Here is a 16027-nt window from a genome sequence, read left to right on the forward strand (position 1 = left end):
GCAACAATTGTCGTTGTATCACGGCAACGATGATCGCCCCCGCGACGCTTGCCATCGAAGACGACGTGCCACCGCACCGGTTCGCAGTGACGCCTGCGCTTGAGGCGCTGGTGGTCGCGCTGGCGATTACCGTCGCGGTCGCGAGCTATGTGCTCATCAGCGGCGCCAATTCACCCCAGCGTTTGATGCCGCCACCGCTGATCGCGCTGCTGCTGATCGCCAATCTCGTCCCGGGCATCGCCTTGCTGATGCTGCTCGGCCGGCGGGTCGCGATGCGGCGCGCTGCGCGGTCCCCGGTTGGCGGTGGCGGCCGCCTGCACGTCCGGCTCGTTGCCCTGTTCTCGATCGTCGCCGCGGTGCCGATGCTGCTGGTGACGATCTTCGCGTCGCTGCTGTTCCAATATGGCGTGCAATTCTGGTATTCCGATCAGGCGCGCGGCATGCTCGAAAACGCGACCGAACTCGCCCAGTCCTCCTACGCGCGCCAGCTCAGCCGCTGGGAAGAGGCGAGCGTCACTATGGCTGCGGACATGTCCAATTACCTGCGTGAGCGATCGCTGCAGAGCCCGGATTTCTCAGGGTATTTCTATCAACAGGTCTATTATCGCAGCCTGTCCGAAGCCGCGCTGTTCAAGGTCACGCCACAGAACGAGATCCAGACCTTCGCAGTCGTGAACCCCTATGAAATCGACTTTACACGACAGGTGACGCCCGAGGCAATCCGCGAACTCCGGAGCGGCAAGCCCGCCGCGGTATCGGTGACGGGGGATCGTATCCGTACGATCACGATGCTGCCCGGCGCCGACGAACTCTTTCTCTATGCCGGCCGCGTCGAGGATACCAAGCTCCTCTCGGAGCAGACGACGCGCGCCAACGCCGTGCTGGCAAGCTATCGCCAGCTGCTTGCCCGGTCGCGCAGCCTCCAGCTCCTGTTCAACGCGGCCTTGCTGGGCATTTCCCTGCTCATCGTCGGCGTTGCCGTCTGGATCGCGCTGGCCGTCGCGGATCGTCTGGTCCGCCCCGTCGGCGAGCTGGTCGATGCGGCACGTCGGGTGGCCGAGGGGGATTTGACCGCGCGCGTGCCCGATCCGCGCAGCCGCGACGAGGTCGGGACGCTTGCGCGTGCGTTCAACCAGATGACCGGTCGCTTGCAGGAGCAGAATAGCGATCTGATGACCGCGAACGACCAGCTCGAGACGCGCCGTGCGCTGATCGAGGCGGTGATGGCGGATGTCTCGGCGGGCGTCGTCGCGACCGCGAAGGACCGCGTGATCCGGATTGCTAATCGCTCTGCGATCCAGCTGCTCGGCGCGGACGGTCTGGTTGGTAAGCCGTTGCACGAGGTTGCTCCCGAACTCGACGCGCTCGTGCAGGAGGGAGGGCGCGAAGCAATCGTTCAGGTCGGCCAGGCTGGCGATGCGCGGACACTCGCTGTCCGGATCGCGCATGCGCCGACCGGCCCGATCCTCACCTTCGACGATATCACGCAGCAACTGCTCGACCAGCGCCGCGCCGCCTGGTCCGACGTCGCCCGCCGGATCGCGCACGAGATCAAGAATCCGCTGACGCCGATCCAGCTCGCCGCGGAGCGACTGCAGCGACGCTATGGGGGCAAGATCCCCGCGGAGGACGGGACATTTGCGCGGCTCACCGACACGATCATCCGCCAGGTCGCGGACCTGCGCCGGATGGTCGATGAATTCTCGTCATTCGCACGGATGCCCAAGCCCGTCTTCCGCGAGGAATCACTGCTCGACGCCGCACGCCAGGCGATGTTCCTCCACGAGGTGGCGCATCCGGGGATCCGTTTTCTGCTGGTTCATGACGACCCCGGTCCGATGCTCGTGTGCGATCGCCGGCAAATTGGGCAGGCTCTGACGAACATCGTCAAGAACGCGGTCGAGGCGATCGAGACGCGCGGCGACGACGAGGGCGGGGCGGTTACCATGACCCTGACCGAGACGCGCCACGATGGAACGGAGCACTGCGTCGCGATCGAAGTCGCCGACACCGGGATCGGTCTACCGGTCGAACGCGACCGGATCATCGAACCCTATATGACGACTCGGGCCCGCGGGACCGGGCTCGGGCTTGCCATCGTCAAGAAGATCATCGAGGAACATTGCGGGACGATCGCGTTTTCGGATCGTCCCGGTGGGGGCACCATTGTCACCATGAACTTCGACGCCAGAGCGCTGGTCGCGCTTGATCAGGGGGCATCCGCACCCGAGCCGGCAGGGGATGGCCAGCTCGTCGCAATGACTCGCAATCGGACATGAATTGATGGCGCTCGATATTCTCGTCGTGGACGACGAACGTGACATTCGCGAACTGGTGGCCGGCGTCCTGGAGGACGAGGGCTATCAGACCCGCGATGCGGGCGACAGCGACGCTGCGCTCGAAGCGATCGCGGCGCGGCGTCCGTCGCTCGTGCTGCTCGACGTCTGGCTGCAGGGGTCGCGCCTCGACGGGCTCGAACTGCTCGACGAGATAAAACGGCGGGATCCATCGATCCCGGTGCTCGTCATATCGGGTCACGGCAATCTCGACACCGCGGTCGCGGCGATCCGGCGTGGCGCATCGGACTTCATCGAGAAACCGTTCGAAGCCGAGCGACTGCTGCTCATGGTGGCGCGCGCGACCGAAACCGAACGGCTGCGCCGCGAGGTCGCCTCGCTGCGGGCCACGGTCGGCCGCGAGACCGATCTCACCGGCAATTCGGGGGCGATCAACGGCGTCCGGGCAACGCTCAAGCGCGTCGCCGCGACCGGCAGCCGCGTGCTGATCATGGGTGGGGCAGGGGTCGGCAAGGAGGTCGCTGCACGCCTTCTGCACGGCTGGAGCCTGCGCACCGATGCGCCGTTCGTAATCGTCAGCGCCGCGATGATGACCCCTGAACGTGTCGACGAAGAGTTGTTCGGCGCGGAGGAGGGCGGGGACAAGATCCGTCCCGGGCTGCTCGAGCAGGCACATGGCGGAACGCTGTTCCTCGACGAGATCGCCGACATGCCGATCACGACGCAAGCGCGGATCTTGCGGGTCCTGACCGACCAGAGCTTTACGCGGATCGGCGGTACCAGGGTCGTGAAGGTCGATGTGCGTGTGGTGTCCGCGACGGCGCGCGACCTCGTCCACGAGATCGCCGAGGGTCGGTTTCGCGAGGACCTCTATTACCGGTTGAACGTCGTGCCGGTGGCTATCCCGCCGCTCGCGGATCGCCGCGAGGACATTCCCGCGCTGGTCCAGCATTTCATCGCGCATTATGCGGCAGAACGCCGGGTCCGGACACCGGAAATCGCGCCCGATGCGATGGTTGCGCTGCAATCCTACGACTGGCCGGGAAATGTTCGTCAGCTTCGCAACGTGGTTGAACGGACGATCATCCTCGCGCCGGGCGACCGACTGGGGCGGATCGATCTCGACCTGCTGCCGGCCGAAGTCCTGGGCGATCAGGGCGACATGGGGAGCGCCGGGGGCACCGCGATCATGGGCTCGCCGCTACGCGAGGCGCGTGAAACCTTCGAACGGGAGTATCTGCGCGTGCAGATCCGTCGGTTCTCCGGCAACATCTCGCGCACCGCGAGCTTTATCGGGATGGAGCGATCGGCGCTGCACCGGAAGCTGAAGCTGCTTGGGATCACCGAGACGCGCGACGATTGATCGCATATCTGTCACCCGCCCCTATGGACGAAGCGGTACCGGGAACATAGATTAGACGCTCGCCCGGCAATCGGGTGATCTCCGACGCCGGGAAACGGCGCCACGCGGGCAAAGTCCCGCCAAAAACAAGGGTTATCCCATTGGCCGAAAAAATTGGCTCGCTCCAGGACCTGTTCCTCAACGCACTGCGCCGCACCAAGACCCCCGTCACGATGTTCCTCGTCAAGGGCGTCAAGCTCCAGGGTATCGTCACCTGGTTCGATAACTTCTCGGTGCTGCTACGTCGCGACGGTCAGTCCCAGCTCATCTACAAGCACGCGATTTCGACGATCATGCCCGCGGGACCGATGGACGTCGCCGCGATCGTGAACGCCGTCGCAGAAACGCAGAAGAAGCAGCCGCTTTTGCAGGAAATTTTCCTGAACGCGGTCCGCAAGTCGGAAGACAGCGTGACCATGTTCCTGATCAACGGCGTCATGCTCCAGGGCCAGATTGCCGGCTTCGACCTGTTCTGCATGCTGCTCCAGCGCGAAGGCATGGCGCAGCTCGTCTACAAGCACGCGGTGTCGACGATCCAGCCTGCGCGGCCCCTGAACCTTGCCGAGGATCCCGACGACAGCGACGAGACGGATGCAGTGGACGACGCATGATCATGACGGCCTGGGGCAATGCGCATGAGTAGTGGTTTTGACCGTGACCGCGACGAGTTCGCCCGCGGCACGAAAGCGATCGTCGTCTTGCCCGACCAAGGCGATGCGACCCGCGATGTCGATGCACGGCTCGAAGAGACGGCGGGCCTTGCCGCCGCCATTGGCGTGGAGGTGGTCGAGCGGATCGCCTATCGCGTCCGCCAGGCTAAGCCTGCAACGTTGATCGGCAGCGGGCAGGTCGAGCTCCTCGCGACACAGGTGCGAATGGAGGAGGCGGGGCTCGTCGTGTTCGATGCGAGCCTGAGCCCGATCCAGCAGCGCAATCTCGAAAAGGCGCTGGAGACGAAGGTCATCGATCGCACCGGGCTTATCCTCGAAATTTTCGGAGAGCGCGCGGCGACGGCCGAAGGGCGGCTGCAGGTTGAGCTCGCGCATCTCGACTACCAGGCTGGCCGCCTAGTCCGAAGCTGGACCCATCTCGAGCGTCAGCGCGGCGGGTTCGGCTTTCTCGGAGGGCCCGGTGAAACCCAGATCGAGGCGGATCGCCGGCTCATCCGTGACCGGATGGCGCGGCTTCGGCGCGAACTCGAACAGGTCAGCCGTACCCGCGGCCTGCACCGGGAGCGACGCCAACGAGCCCCTTGGCCCGTCATCGCGCTCGTCGGCTATACCAATGCCGGAAAGTCGACGCTGTTCAATCGGTTGACCGGTGCCGACGTCATGGCCGAAGACCTGCTGTTCGCGACGTTGGATCCGACGCTTCGGCAAATCCGGTTGCCCGGTATCGACAAGGCGATCCTCTCCGACACGGTGGGGTTTGTCTCGGACCTGCCGACCCAGCTCGTCGCGGCGTTCAAGGCGACGCTCGAGGAAGTGGTGTCTGCCGATCTGCTGATCCATGTGCGTGACATCGCGCATCCCGATACTGAGGCGCAACGTGCCGATGTCGAGGCGGTGCTGGCGGACATCGGCGTCGACGATATGACCCCGCGGTTCGAAGTCTGGAACAAGCTGGATCTGCTCGATCCTGCCGACCATGACGAGATTGCCGGGGAGGCTGCGCATCGCGAGGATGTCGTGGCGATCTCGGCGCTGAGTGGGGAGGGGGTGGACCATCTCGTCGAGCAGGTCGCTGCCAAACTGACGGATGCGCATCGCCGCTATCACATTACGCTCGATGCGACGGACGGCGCAGGCGCGGCATGGTTGCACGCGCATGGCGAGGTGCTCAGCAGTCTCGCGGACGGGCTGGCCACCACCTATGACGTACGGCTGTCCGACACCGATTACGACCGGTTCAGCCGCCGCGACGTTTGACGGCCTGCCAAAGCGCTTCCTTCTCCTCAAGCGACAAGGCTTCGAAGCCGGGACCGGCCATGTGTTCCATCGCGCGAAACCGGGCTTCGAACTTTGCATTGCCCGCGCGTAACGCCACCTCGGGATCGACACCGAGGTGGCGGGCATAATTGGTCACCGAGAACAGAAGGTCGCCGACCTCTTCGGCCAGTGTGTCGGCGGTCGCTGTCGCAATCTCGTCGAGTTCTTCGTGTACCTTGGCCAGGGAACCGGTTGGATCGGGCCAGTCGAACCCAACCCGCGCAGCACGTTTTTGCAGCTTGTCGGCACGCGCCAGCGAAGGCAGCGCGGTGGCGACGCCGGCGAGGGCACTCTGGTCAGGCTTGCTCGCGCGTTCGGTCGCCTTGATCGTTTCCCAACCGGGCGATGTCTCCGCCGGACCGAAGACATGCGGGTGTCGGCGCTCCATCTTGTCGCTGATCGCGTCGATGACGTCGGGCAGGGTGAACGCGCCGGCTTCTTCTGCGATGCGGGCATGGAACACTACCTGCAACAGCAGGTCGCCGAGTTCGTCCTTCAGATCGGCAAGATCGCCGCGTTCGATCGCGTCAACGACCTCATAGGCCTCTTCGATCGTGTAGCGGGCAATCGTCTTCGATGTTTGAACACGGTCCCATTCGCATCCCGTATCCGGATCGCGCAGTCGCGCCATGATGGTCGTGAGGCGGTCAATCATGGCGGCGCTCCGCATAAAGTGAGAATGACGTGGACATCGCCGATGTTATGACAAAATCAAAAGCTTAATAACGAACCACCTCCGATCCGATAATATACATTATGTAAAACGCACTAAGATATTTACGTGTCAGGCTTCGAGGATCTGCCCATCAAAGCCCGGCTCCACTGTGTCAGGCAGTTCGGCTCTTAACGCTGCATAGTCCATGCTGTTGTCCATATGGACAAGCGCGGTCCGCCGCGGCTTGAACGCATCGACCCAGCCCAAAACGGCTGAGAGTTGCGGATGCGTCGGGTGCGGACGACGGCGCAGTGCATCGACGACCCAGACGTCCAGCCCCGTATACATCGCGGCCATATCGTCAGTCATGATGTTGAAATCGGTCGCATAACCGATTGCCTTGCCATCGGCCTCGAAGCGCAGCCCAGCGGCGTGGATCGATCCGTGCGGCTGATCGGTAACACGAATGTCGATCGCGCCGATCGTCAGTCGGTCCGGCAAGACCGCCCCGGCGATCGTCGACGGATAACCGCTGCGGCCCCGGAACGCATAGGTGAAGCGATCCTCAAGCGCGGCGAGCGTGGCCGGCCGCGCAAAGCCGATCACGGGCTTGCCCATCGCATGATAGAGCTGCCGGAGGTCATCAATGCCGTGGCAGTGATCGGCGTGATCATGCGTCCAGATGACCGCATCCACCTCGGAGACGTTCGCCGCGAGCAACTGCTCACGCATGTCTGGCCCTGTATCGATCAGGATGCGGGTGTCGGCATGCTCGACGAGCGCGGAGACGCGGGTGCGGCGGTTGCGCGGCTCGGCGGGATCGCATGCACCCCAGTCATTGCCGATCCGGGGCACGCCCGACGACGTCCCCGAACCGAGGATCGTGATCTTCACGCGCGATGCGCCACAACCGGCGTATCGCCGGGCCGCGTCTTGGCGAACAAAGTATGGAAGTTTTCGGCGGTCCGCTGAGACAACTCGCCGACGGAGACGCCGCGCAGGTCGGCCACGAACTGCGCGGTGTCGGCGACAAAGCCCGGCTCCCCCGTCTTGCCCCGATTGGGCACGGGCGCAAGAAAGGGCGCGTCGGTTTCGATCAGCAGCCGTTCGATCGGCAAGCGCGCAGCGATCGCCTGAAGGTCGCGTGCGTTCTTGAACGTGACGATCCCCGACAGAGATATATAGAAGCCAAGTTCCAGTGCCTTGTCGGCAAATGCTGCGCTTGCTGTGAAACAGTGGATGACGCCGCCATAGGCCCCCTTCCCCATCTCGTCCGACAGGATCGCCGCGGTATCCTCTTCGGCATCGCGGGTATGCACGACAATCGGCAGGCCGGTTTCACGCGCCGCGGCGATATGCGCGCGGAAGCTCAGCGCCTGGCGCGCGCGGTCGGAGGTCTCGCGGTAATAATCGAGCCCGGTCTCGCCCAGGCCCACGACCCGCGGGTGACGTGCGCGCTCGACCAGACGCGTCGCGTCGATCGCAGGATGGGCATCCGCTTCATTGGGATGAATGCCGACCGTAGCCCAGACATCGAGCTCACGGTCCGCGGTCGCGATCACCGCATCCCATTCGCTCTCCCGCGTCGAGATGTTGAGCATCGCCGTCACACCGCGCGCCCGCGCGCGATCGAGGACCGCTTGCTGATCCTCGATCAAGCCGGGGTAATTCAGGTGGCAATGACTGTCTGCAAGCATCAGGCGTCAGTCTCCGCAGGCATCTCAAGCCGTGGAAACGCGCCGGTCGGCGCGACGATCCGGAAGTCGCTCGCGGACTGCCGGTCATACCAGCCGTCATCGTCAAGCGCGGCATGGTCGCGGCCCTCTGCACCGATCTGGTCGAGGACCTTGCCCGCTGCGCTCGGCACGACCGGAAGAATCGTGATGGCGAGCATCCGGATTGCGCGCACCAATGTCGCCAGCACCGTGTTCATCCGTGCCGGGTCGGTCTTGCGCAACGCCCAGGGCGCCTGCACGTCGATATACTGGTTGCAGGCAAAGACGCCCCGCATCCACGCCTCGATGGCGTGCGACAGTGCGAGCTCCGCAAAGCCGGACCTGAACGCGGCGCAGGCCGCGGTGACGTCTTCGAGCAGCGCCGCGTCGGCCGGTTCGATCGCAGTCGCCATGGGCAATGCACCGTCCAGGTTCTTGGCAATGAACGACAATGTCCGCTGGGCCAGATTGCCGAAGCTGTTCGCGAGCTCGGCGTTGACCCGCGTCACGATCGCCTCGGCCGAATAGCTCCCATCCTGACCGAAGCTGACGTCCCGAAGGAAGAAATAGCGCAGGGCGTCGACGCCGAACGCATCCGCCAGCACCATCGGATCGACGACATTACCAACAGACTTCGACATCTTCTCGCCGCGGGTCAGGAGAAAGCCGTGGCCAAAGACGCTCTTGGGCAGCGGGATGTTCGCGGACATCAGGAAAGCGGGCCAGAACACGGCATGGAAGCGAACGATGTCCTTGCCGATCAGGTGAAGGTCCGCCGGCCAGAAACGCGCCAGATTTGCGTCATCCGACCCGGTGTTCGGATAGCCCGTCCCCGTAAGGTAATTTGTGAGCGCGTCGACCCAGACATACATGACATGACCCGGACTTCCCGGCACGGGCACGCCCCAGTCGAAGCTCGTCCGCGACACCGAGAGGTCGGACAGGCCACCCTCGACGAAGCGCATCACCTCGTTGCGGCGGCTCTCGGGACGGATGAAGTCGGGGTTCGCGGCGTAGAGGTCGAGCAGCGGCTGCTGGTATTTCGACAGCCGGAAAAACCAGGTCTCCTCGGCGGTCCATTCGACCGGCGTGCCTTGCGGAGACCGGCGATCGGCGCCCTCCCCCGTCAGTTCGGACTCGTCGTAAAAGGCTTCATCGCGGACCGAATACCAGCCCTCATAGCGATCGAGATAAAGGTCCCCGGCATCCGCCATCGCCTGCCAGATCGCTTGGCTCGCCGCGTAATGATCGGTATCGACAGTGCGGATAAATCGATCGTAGGAGATCTCAAGACGATCGGCCATCCCGCTGAAATAAGATGACATTTCATCCGCGAACTCGCGAACGGGGACGCCGCGGTCGCGGGCGGCCTGAACCATCTTCAGGCCGTGTTCGTCGGTACCGGTCTGGAACAGCACGTCGCGTCCCGCCTGGCGCTGAAAGCGGGCGATCGCGTCGGCTGCAACCATTTCATAGGCATGACCGATATGCGGTCGGCCATTGGGATAATGGATTGCGGTGGTGATGTAGTAAGGGTCGGCCATGTCGGCGCTCCTAGAGCATCCCCCCGAGGAGGTGAAGCCCATGTCGGCCGCTCGTCAGGTGCGCAGCGTCGCGAGGATTCCCGCCAGCTCGAAGACGGTCGCCTGCGCATCGAGCGACAGGCCGATGGCGGCGGCCGACAGGTCACGGGCCGCGGCATGCGCGTCGAGGGCGGTCTTCAGCCGGACGCCCGACCGGTCCCGCGCCGCACGCGCGATGAACACCGGCACGCGATCGAGAAATGCCTCGTACCGGGGTTGCGACGCCTTGCCAGCCAGGGACTTCGCCAGCCGGAGCCGATGCCCGTTATCGCGATCGCCTTCGTCGGCGATCCGCGCAATCGCTTCGTCGAGACTTGCAATATCGAGACCCGCATAACGCAGCGCCCTGCCCGGCGCTCCCTCACTCGCACGCACCAGCGCGGTCATCTCGTCGTGGTTGAGGTCCGGTTGCGCCTGTCGCAGCGTCTCTGCAACCTCGTCTGGCGTCAGCGCCTCGAACCGCAAGACCCGGCACCGCGAACGGATCGTCGGCAACAACCGTCCCGGCGCGTGGCTGACCAAGAGGAATATCGTGCCGGCGGGTGGTTCCTCAAGGTTCTTGAGCAACGCGTTGCTGCCGCCGCGCTCCAGATCGTCGATCGCGTCGATCATGACGACCCGGCGCGGGCTCATCGATGGCGTCGTCGCAAAGAGCGGCTGGAGCGTACGGACCTGCGCGATTGTGATACTGCGCGCCAGATCCTGGTCGGGCTTGTCAGGATCCTTGGGCAGACGCGTCAGCAGGCGGAAATCGGGGTGCGAACCCGCTTCGATCAGCGCGCGCGTGGGGTCGCCGGCCGGCACGGCAAACCCGCGCGGCTCGGTCGACCCGCCGCGCGCATCGGCTAGCATGCGCATCGCCGCCAGCCGTGCGAAGCTTGCCTTGCCAACGCCCTGCGGGCCGGTGAACAGCCACGCATGGTGAAGCGCGCCGCTGTGCATCGCCGCGGCGAAAGCGGACTGCGCCGCGGCATTGCCGATTATCTCGGTCATGCCGGCGACGGACTCACCCGAACAGTGCGCACGCGCGCCGGCACGCCAAGCCTCAACCGAACAGCCCGGTCAGCCCAGACCAAGCGCGCCCGAAGAACCCGGCTTCGGCAACGTCCTTTTCCGCGACCAGCGGCATGCGCTGCTCGACCCCGTCAGGCATCGACACGACGAGATCCGCGATATGCTGGCCCGCCTTGATCGGCGCCTTGACCGGCCCCTGATAGACGACCTTGGCGTTCAGGTTCGGCGATGTCCCCGCCGGTACGGTGACGGTCAGCGCCTTGGGCGCGATGAGGCCGACGCTCGATGAGCCGCCCATCTGCACGCTGGCCTCCTCGACCTTTCGACCCTTCGCGACGATCGGCTTGGACTGCCACGCGCGGAAGCCCCAGTCCATGAACCGTACCGACTCGTTCGCGCGCTCTGTCGAGCTCTTCAGGCCGGCGACGACCAATACCAGACGGCGACCATTCTGCTCGGCCGACCCGGTGAATCCGTATCCGGCTTCCTCGGTATGTCCGGTCTTCAAGCCATCGGCGCCCGCGACGCGGCCGAGCAGCGGATCGCGATTGGCCTGCGTAATCGCGCTGCCGCCCATGGTCTTGCCCCAGGTGAAATCGCGCTTTGCATAGAATTGCTTGTAGAGCTGGGGATGGTTGGTGATCGTCGCCGATGCCAGCTTGGCCAGATCATGCGCCGTGACATAGGTCACGCCGTTATCGGGCCACCCGTTCGAGGTGCCGAAATGACTGTCCTTGAGGCCGAGCTGTGCCGCGACGCGGTTCATGCGCTCGGTAAAGGCGGGCTCCGAACCCGAGATCGATTCCGCAAGAACGACGCAGGCGTCATTGCCCGACAATGTCACGATGCCATACAGCAGATTGGCCACGCTGACGCTCTCGTTCGCCGACAGGAACATCGTCGAACCCGCTGACGGACCGTGCCATTTTGCCCAGGTCTCCGGCCGAACGGTGACCATGTGATCGAGCTTCAGTTCGCCCTTTTTGAGCATGTCGAACGCAACATAGACCGTCATCATCTTTGCCATCGACGCCGGCGGCATACGGCGATCGGCATCGCGTGCGAACAGGACCGCGCCCGACGACAGATCTTCCATATAGGCGATCGGTGCGCTGGTCTGGAACTGTGGCGCAGCGGCGATAGACGGCGTCGCCAGCGCGATCATTGCCAGCGGGGCGACGGCGATGCGGCGCCGGACCATTTGAGTAAAGGGCAGCGTGTTCATGGGCAGCTTCGTCATGATATCCGTTACGTCAAAGAGGAACACGATGGGAGGCAGGCTCGCGGCGCCGCCGGGACCTTATCGAAGTCATAGCCGCGCTTGGCAACCGCGTCACGCCTGGCTTTGAGTCTATCGGGCACGCCGGTTAGCGCTCGACTGCATCCGCCAGCAGTCCCACTGACAGCGCATAAAAATTCGAGCAATTATAGTCGAGGATCACCCGGTAATTGCTCGTAAGCAGATACGCCGTGGCGCCTGGACCGTCGGGTTCGAGCAGCGTCGCCATGACATGGTCTGCCGGCCACGAGGCGCCTTGCGTCATCACCCCCAGACCCCGCCACTCCGCGATCGTTCGCCACCCGCTGTGCCGTTCGAACACGCGCGGGCACCGCGGCGATACAAGCCGATTGCGTACCTGCGACCGATCGAATCCCTGTGGCACGGAGACCGCGACGCCCCAGGGTTGGCCACTGCGCCAGCCGGCATTGGTGAAATAATTGCCGATCGACGCCAGCGTATCGGCCGGACTGTTCCAGATATCCGCGCGGCCGTCACCATCCCCGTCACGGGCCAGTCGTAGATAGATGGACGGCAGAAACTGTGGATTGCCCATCGCGCCTGCCCAACTGCCCTTGAGCTGTTCTCGCGAGATGCCCCGGTCGACGATCTTCAGCCCGGCAATGAACTCACCCGCGAACAGCGATCGCCGACGCCCCTCATAGGCGAGGCTCGCGAGCGACCGCAGAATGTCGAAGTTTCCGGTATAGCTGCCATAATTGGTCTCATGCCCCCAGATCGCGACCATGATCGATTCGGGCACACCTGTTTCGCGCTCGATACGCTGCAGCCTGCCCCGCTGCGCCCGATAGGTTTCCCGACCGCGTCCGATCCGCGCCGCGTCGACATGCTGGGCCTTGTACGGCGCGAAGGCCGGAATGGCGCTGCTCGTGCCGCCGCCCGGCTGTGCACGATCGAGCGCGATGACACGCTCGTTCAGCGTCAACGTGGGAAAGACGGAGTCCACCGTACGCGCCGTGACTCCGGCCTCAAGCGCCTGCGTGCGAAGCTGGGCGCGATAGGCCTGAAACCCCGCCTCGTCCTGCGCACATGCGGGGGTGGTGACCGCGGTCATCGCCGCGATGGTCAAAGCGCCACGTCGCAACGCACTCGATAGGATAGATTTTGCCCACATGCCGACCGCTCTGCCATAGGGGCGTCCGCATCGGAACCTCGCCCTGACGCAAGCACGGCTCGCACCGACGCGTGGACCGCCCGCCGCGATGCTTCCCTCCCCCGCCAAGGCTATCGTTCGAGTGCTGGCCCCGTCCTTCAGTGACGACTTTCCCTGCCCGCCGACACGAAGCTGCTTGCCTTTCGTCAACCGCACCCGCTAAGGGCTGCGGCGTCGGGGAGTGGCGCAGGCTGGTAGCGCACCTGGTTTGGGACCAGGGGGTCGCAGGTTCGAATCCTGTCTCCCCGACCATGTTGCGTTTGATCGCGACAAACCCGATAGTCCGGGATTATTCCATCGGTATGATGTCGACGATGTCGAGCAGGGATTCGAAGCGTGGATGCGGCAGTATCAGCCGCCAGCGCCGGTCACCGATGCGCTCCATCACACCCGCCAGGTCGCGATTTGCGTCCGTGCCGTAGCGCATTGGACGCTGTTCGTCGCCCAACGCCATGCTGCCGAGGAAGATCGCACGCGGTCGCGGAGCCGAATCTGCCCGCGATTCGCGGTATAGCGTCCCGGACGGACGTTGCGATCCCCCCAGCCGCTTGAACGCCAGTTCCCCGTCTCCCCCCGTGCGTGCAGGCTGTTCGATGCGGCACGAGAACCAGCCATAGGCAATGAAGCGTGACGCGCCCGCTCCAGGCGCCCCGAGCTTGATCGTGCGACATCGATAGGTGCCGATCGGTGGCAACGGATCGGGGAGTGCCCGGTCCGGATCGAACAATTGAGGATCCGCGGCAATCTCACGCTGCGGGATCTGCGCAAGCGCATCCATCCACGCATCGCGCCAGTCGCGCAGCCTTGCGCGGTCGGCAACCGTCGCTGCCGTGCGCCATCCTGCCCCTCGTCCGGTGGGATCGGTTCGCTCGACTTCGGGGGACGGCGCGCTGGCGATCCGTTTTCCGCCCCCGCAGGCGACGAGCAAGACGCATGTCGCCAACGCCCCGATCGCGCGTCGCGCGTCGGCACGGGTACCGCCGACACCTGTCATGCTGCCGTCCAACCGCCGTCCATCGACAGATTTGCGCCGGTCATCGCGCTAGCCTCGTCGCGGCACAGGAAGAGTGCGAGCGCTGCGACCTGCTCCGGCGTGACGAAGGCCTTGGTCGGCTGCGCGGCGAGCAGAATGTCGTTGACGACCTGCTCGCGGGTCATCCCGCGTGCCGCCATCGTGTCCGGAATCTGATCCTCGACCAGCGGCGTCCAGACATAGCCTGGCGAGATACAGTTGACCGTGATGTTATCGGTCGCGGTTTCGAGTGCGATCGTCTTGGTCAGTCCGGCGATGGCATGCTTGGCCATGACATAGGCCGACTTGTTCGGGCTAGCGACCAGCGAATGCGCCGACGCGGTCGAGATGATCCGGCCCCAGCCTCGGCGCCGCATATGCGGAATCGCCGCCCGCATCATATGCCAGGCCGACGCCATGTTGATCGCGATGATCCTATCGAAGGTCGCGACGGGAAAATCCGCAATCCCCGCGACATGCTGGATGCCCGCATTGTTGACGACGATATCGCAATTCCCCGTTTCCGCGACCGCGCGCTCGACCAGTGCGGCGATCTCGTCGGGGCGGGTCATGTCGGCGGCATCGTAAAGCGCAGTCGCGCCGCTGATCGTACTCAGCGCCGCACGCTCCGCCTCGATCGTCGCGGCGTCACCAAAGCCGTTGAGAACGACACAGGCCCCCTCCCCCGCAAAGGCCCGCGCATAGGCAAGACCGATCCCCGATGTGGATCCGGTGATGACCGCCGTCCTGCCCGCCAGAAACATTGTCTCGTCCCCCATTTTGACGCGGCCAGAACGCCCCGCCTGCCGTACAACGCTTTGTCATGCCTTCCAAAGGTCGGCAGAATACGATTAGACCCGGCAAGCCAATCGGATGCAACTCCGCATCGTCCCATGCATTTCGTTACTACTCCAGAATGAAAGTCTTAAGACCATGCGGCTCGATGATTTCGACCCCAACATCAACGTCGAGGATCAGGGCCGCGGCGGCGGTTCGGGCGGCGGCGGAGGCGGCGGCCTTCTGTTCGGCCTACTGCCGCTGATCGGCAGCCGTTTCGGGTGCGGCGGCATCGTCGTCGTGTTGATCGTGATGGCGCTGTTCGGCGGCCTCGGCAATATCGGTGGCATGCTGGGTGGCGGCTCGGCGCCCAGCGCACCCTCCGGGCAGATAGCGCAAGGTGGGGCCGGCCGCGGCGGCGAACAGGGTTCCGGCACCAACGCGCAGTCGATCTGCACGCTGAACCCCGAGCGACGCGCCGCGTGCAACGCCTTCAGTTCGGCGCAAAAGACCTGGGCCGCGATCTTCGCGAAAAACGGCGAACAGTTCCAGGCGCCCAAGCTCAGCTTCTTCGACGACAATGGCCGTTCGGGCTGCGGCGCAGCACAGGCGGCAATGGGCCCCTTCTACTGCCCGACCGACAACGGAATCTTCTTGGACACCAGCTTCTTCGACGAGCTGGCCAACCGGTTCGGCGCGCGCGGCGACTTTGCGCAGGACTATGTCATCGCGCATGAATTTGGCCACCACATCCAGAATCTGGTCGGCACGTCGAGCCAGGTTTCACGCGCGCAGCAGCGCGCCGGATCGAGCGAGGGCAATGCGCTGTCCGTTCGCCTGGAGCTGCAAGCTGATTGTTTCGCCGGTGTCTGGGCGGCTGCCAATCGCGACCGTCTCGAGCCTGGTGACATCGAGGAGGGCATGACCGCTGCGCAGGCGATCGGCGACGACACGCTTCAGAAGCAGGCTCAGGGCCGGGTTGTGCCGGACAGCTTCACGCACGGCACCTCGGCGCAGCGTCAGACCTGGCTTCGTCGTGGTCTCGACAGCGGAGACCCGAAGGTGTGCGACACCTTCTCCGGCGCGATCTGATTAACTGCCCCCTCCCGCACTGCCGGGAGGGGGCTAAAT

14 protein-coding genes and 1 tRNA gene are annotated in these 16027 nt (G+C 64.6%); 6 read left to right on the top strand and 9 right to left on the bottom strand.

What is annotated here, in order from left to right; all coding sequences use genetic code 11:
• Window positions 1-29: 29 nt before the first annotated feature.
• The 4 genes from IFS44_RS00930 (at window position 30) to hflX (ending at window position 5627) form a co-directional block, all read left to right on the top strand.
• Window positions 30-2279 (top strand): sensor histidine kinase, encoded by a 2250-nt coding sequence (locus IFS44_RS00930; RefSeq protein WP_192097130.1) that lies wholly within the window; start codon window positions 30-32, stop codon window positions 2277-2279.
• Between the two features lie 4 nt (window positions 2280-2283).
• Entirely contained in the window at window positions 2284-3660 is a 1377-nt protein-coding gene (gene ntrX, locus IFS44_RS00935; RefSeq protein ID WP_031393368.1) for a nitrogen assimilation response regulator NtrX, read from the top strand.
• Between the two features lie 74 nt (window positions 3661-3734).
• On the top strand, window positions 3735-4310 hold the full coding sequence (gene hfq / locus IFS44_RS00940; protein WP_261362599.1) for an RNA chaperone Hfq: 576 nt from the start codon (window positions 3735-3737) through the stop codon (window positions 4308-4310).
• 24 nt (window positions 4311-4334) lie between these two features.
• On the top strand, window positions 4335-5627 hold the full coding sequence (hflX, locus tag IFS44_RS00945; RefSeq protein WP_192097131.1) for a GTPase HflX: 1293 nt from the start codon (window positions 4335-4337) through the stop codon (window positions 5625-5627).
• On the opposite strand, the gene mazG is transcribed toward hflX, so the two are convergent.
• From mazG to IFS44_RS00980, 7 genes are all read right to left on the bottom strand, one after another.
• Window positions 5608-6342 carry a nucleoside triphosphate pyrophosphohydrolase gene (gene mazG / locus IFS44_RS00950; RefSeq protein WP_192097132.1) on the bottom strand — a complete coding sequence of 245 codons (735 nt, stop codon included), beginning with the start codon at window positions 6340-6342 and terminating at the stop codon, window positions 5608-5610. The genes hflX and mazG overlap by 20 nt on opposite strands.
• Window positions 6343-6471: 129 nt before the next feature.
• Window positions 6472-7236, bottom strand: coding sequence for an MBL fold metallo-hydrolase (locus tag IFS44_RS00955; protein ID WP_192097133.1), 765 nt, complete (start codon window positions 7234-7236; stop codon window positions 6472-6474).
• The gene (locus IFS44_RS00960) at window positions 7233-8039 is read right to left on the bottom strand and encodes a TatD family hydrolase (RefSeq protein WP_192097134.1); all 807 of its coding nucleotides are present in this window, start codon (window positions 8037-8039) and stop codon (window positions 7233-7235) included. The genes IFS44_RS00955 and IFS44_RS00960 overlap by 4 nt, the downstream gene beginning before the upstream one ends.
• Window positions 8039-9601 carry a methionine--tRNA ligase gene (gene metG, locus IFS44_RS00965; protein ID WP_192097135.1) on the bottom strand — a complete coding sequence of 521 codons (1563 nt, stop codon included), beginning with the start codon at window positions 9599-9601 and terminating at the stop codon, window positions 8039-8041. The genes IFS44_RS00960 and metG overlap by 1 nt, the downstream gene beginning before the upstream one ends.
• Window positions 9602-9655: 54 nt before the next feature.
• Entirely contained in the window at window positions 9656-10633 is a 978-nt protein-coding gene (locus IFS44_RS00970; protein WP_192097136.1) for an AAA family ATPase, read from the bottom strand.
• 52 nt (window positions 10634-10685) lie between these two features.
• Entirely contained in the window at window positions 10686-11855 is a 1170-nt protein-coding gene (locus IFS44_RS00975) for a D-alanyl-D-alanine carboxypeptidase family protein (protein WP_192097490.1), read from the bottom strand.
• Between the two features lie 166 nt (window positions 11856-12021).
• On the bottom strand, window positions 12022-13008 hold the full coding sequence (locus tag IFS44_RS00980) for a lytic murein transglycosylase (RefSeq protein ID WP_244649794.1): 987 nt from the start codon (window positions 13006-13008) through the stop codon (window positions 12022-12024).
• Between the two features lie 274 nt (window positions 13009-13282).
• Here IFS44_RS00980 and IFS44_RS00985 point away from each other — a divergent pair.
• A tRNA-Pro gene (locus tag IFS44_RS00985) sits at window positions 13283-13359 on the top strand.
• Between the two features lie 37 nt (window positions 13360-13396).
• On the opposite strand, the gene IFS44_RS00990 is transcribed toward IFS44_RS00985, so the two are convergent.
• Window positions 13397-14101, bottom strand: coding sequence for a DUF4893 domain-containing protein (locus IFS44_RS00990; RefSeq protein ID WP_192097139.1), 705 nt, complete (start codon window positions 14099-14101; stop codon window positions 13397-13399).
• Window positions 14098-14883 carry a 3-hydroxybutyrate dehydrogenase gene (locus tag IFS44_RS00995; RefSeq protein ID WP_192097491.1) on the bottom strand — a complete coding sequence of 262 codons (786 nt, stop codon included), beginning with the start codon at window positions 14881-14883 and terminating at the stop codon, window positions 14098-14100. The genes IFS44_RS00990 and IFS44_RS00995 overlap by 4 nt, the downstream gene beginning before the upstream one ends.
• Window positions 14884-15052: 169 nt before the next feature.
• Between IFS44_RS00995 and ypfJ the strand changes: the two genes are divergently transcribed.
• Window positions 15053-15988, top strand: a complete 936-nt coding sequence (gene ypfJ, locus IFS44_RS01000; protein WP_037528455.1) for a KPN_02809 family neutral zinc metallopeptidase — start codon at window positions 15053-15055, stop codon at window positions 15986-15988.
• Window positions 15989-16027 lie beyond the last annotated feature (39 nt).

The sequence above is a fragment of the Sphingomonas sp. CFBP 13706 genome (assembly GCF_014842355.1).
Lineage (GTDB): Bacteria > Pseudomonadota > Alphaproteobacteria > Sphingomonadales > Sphingomonadaceae > Sphingomonas > Sphingomonas aerolata.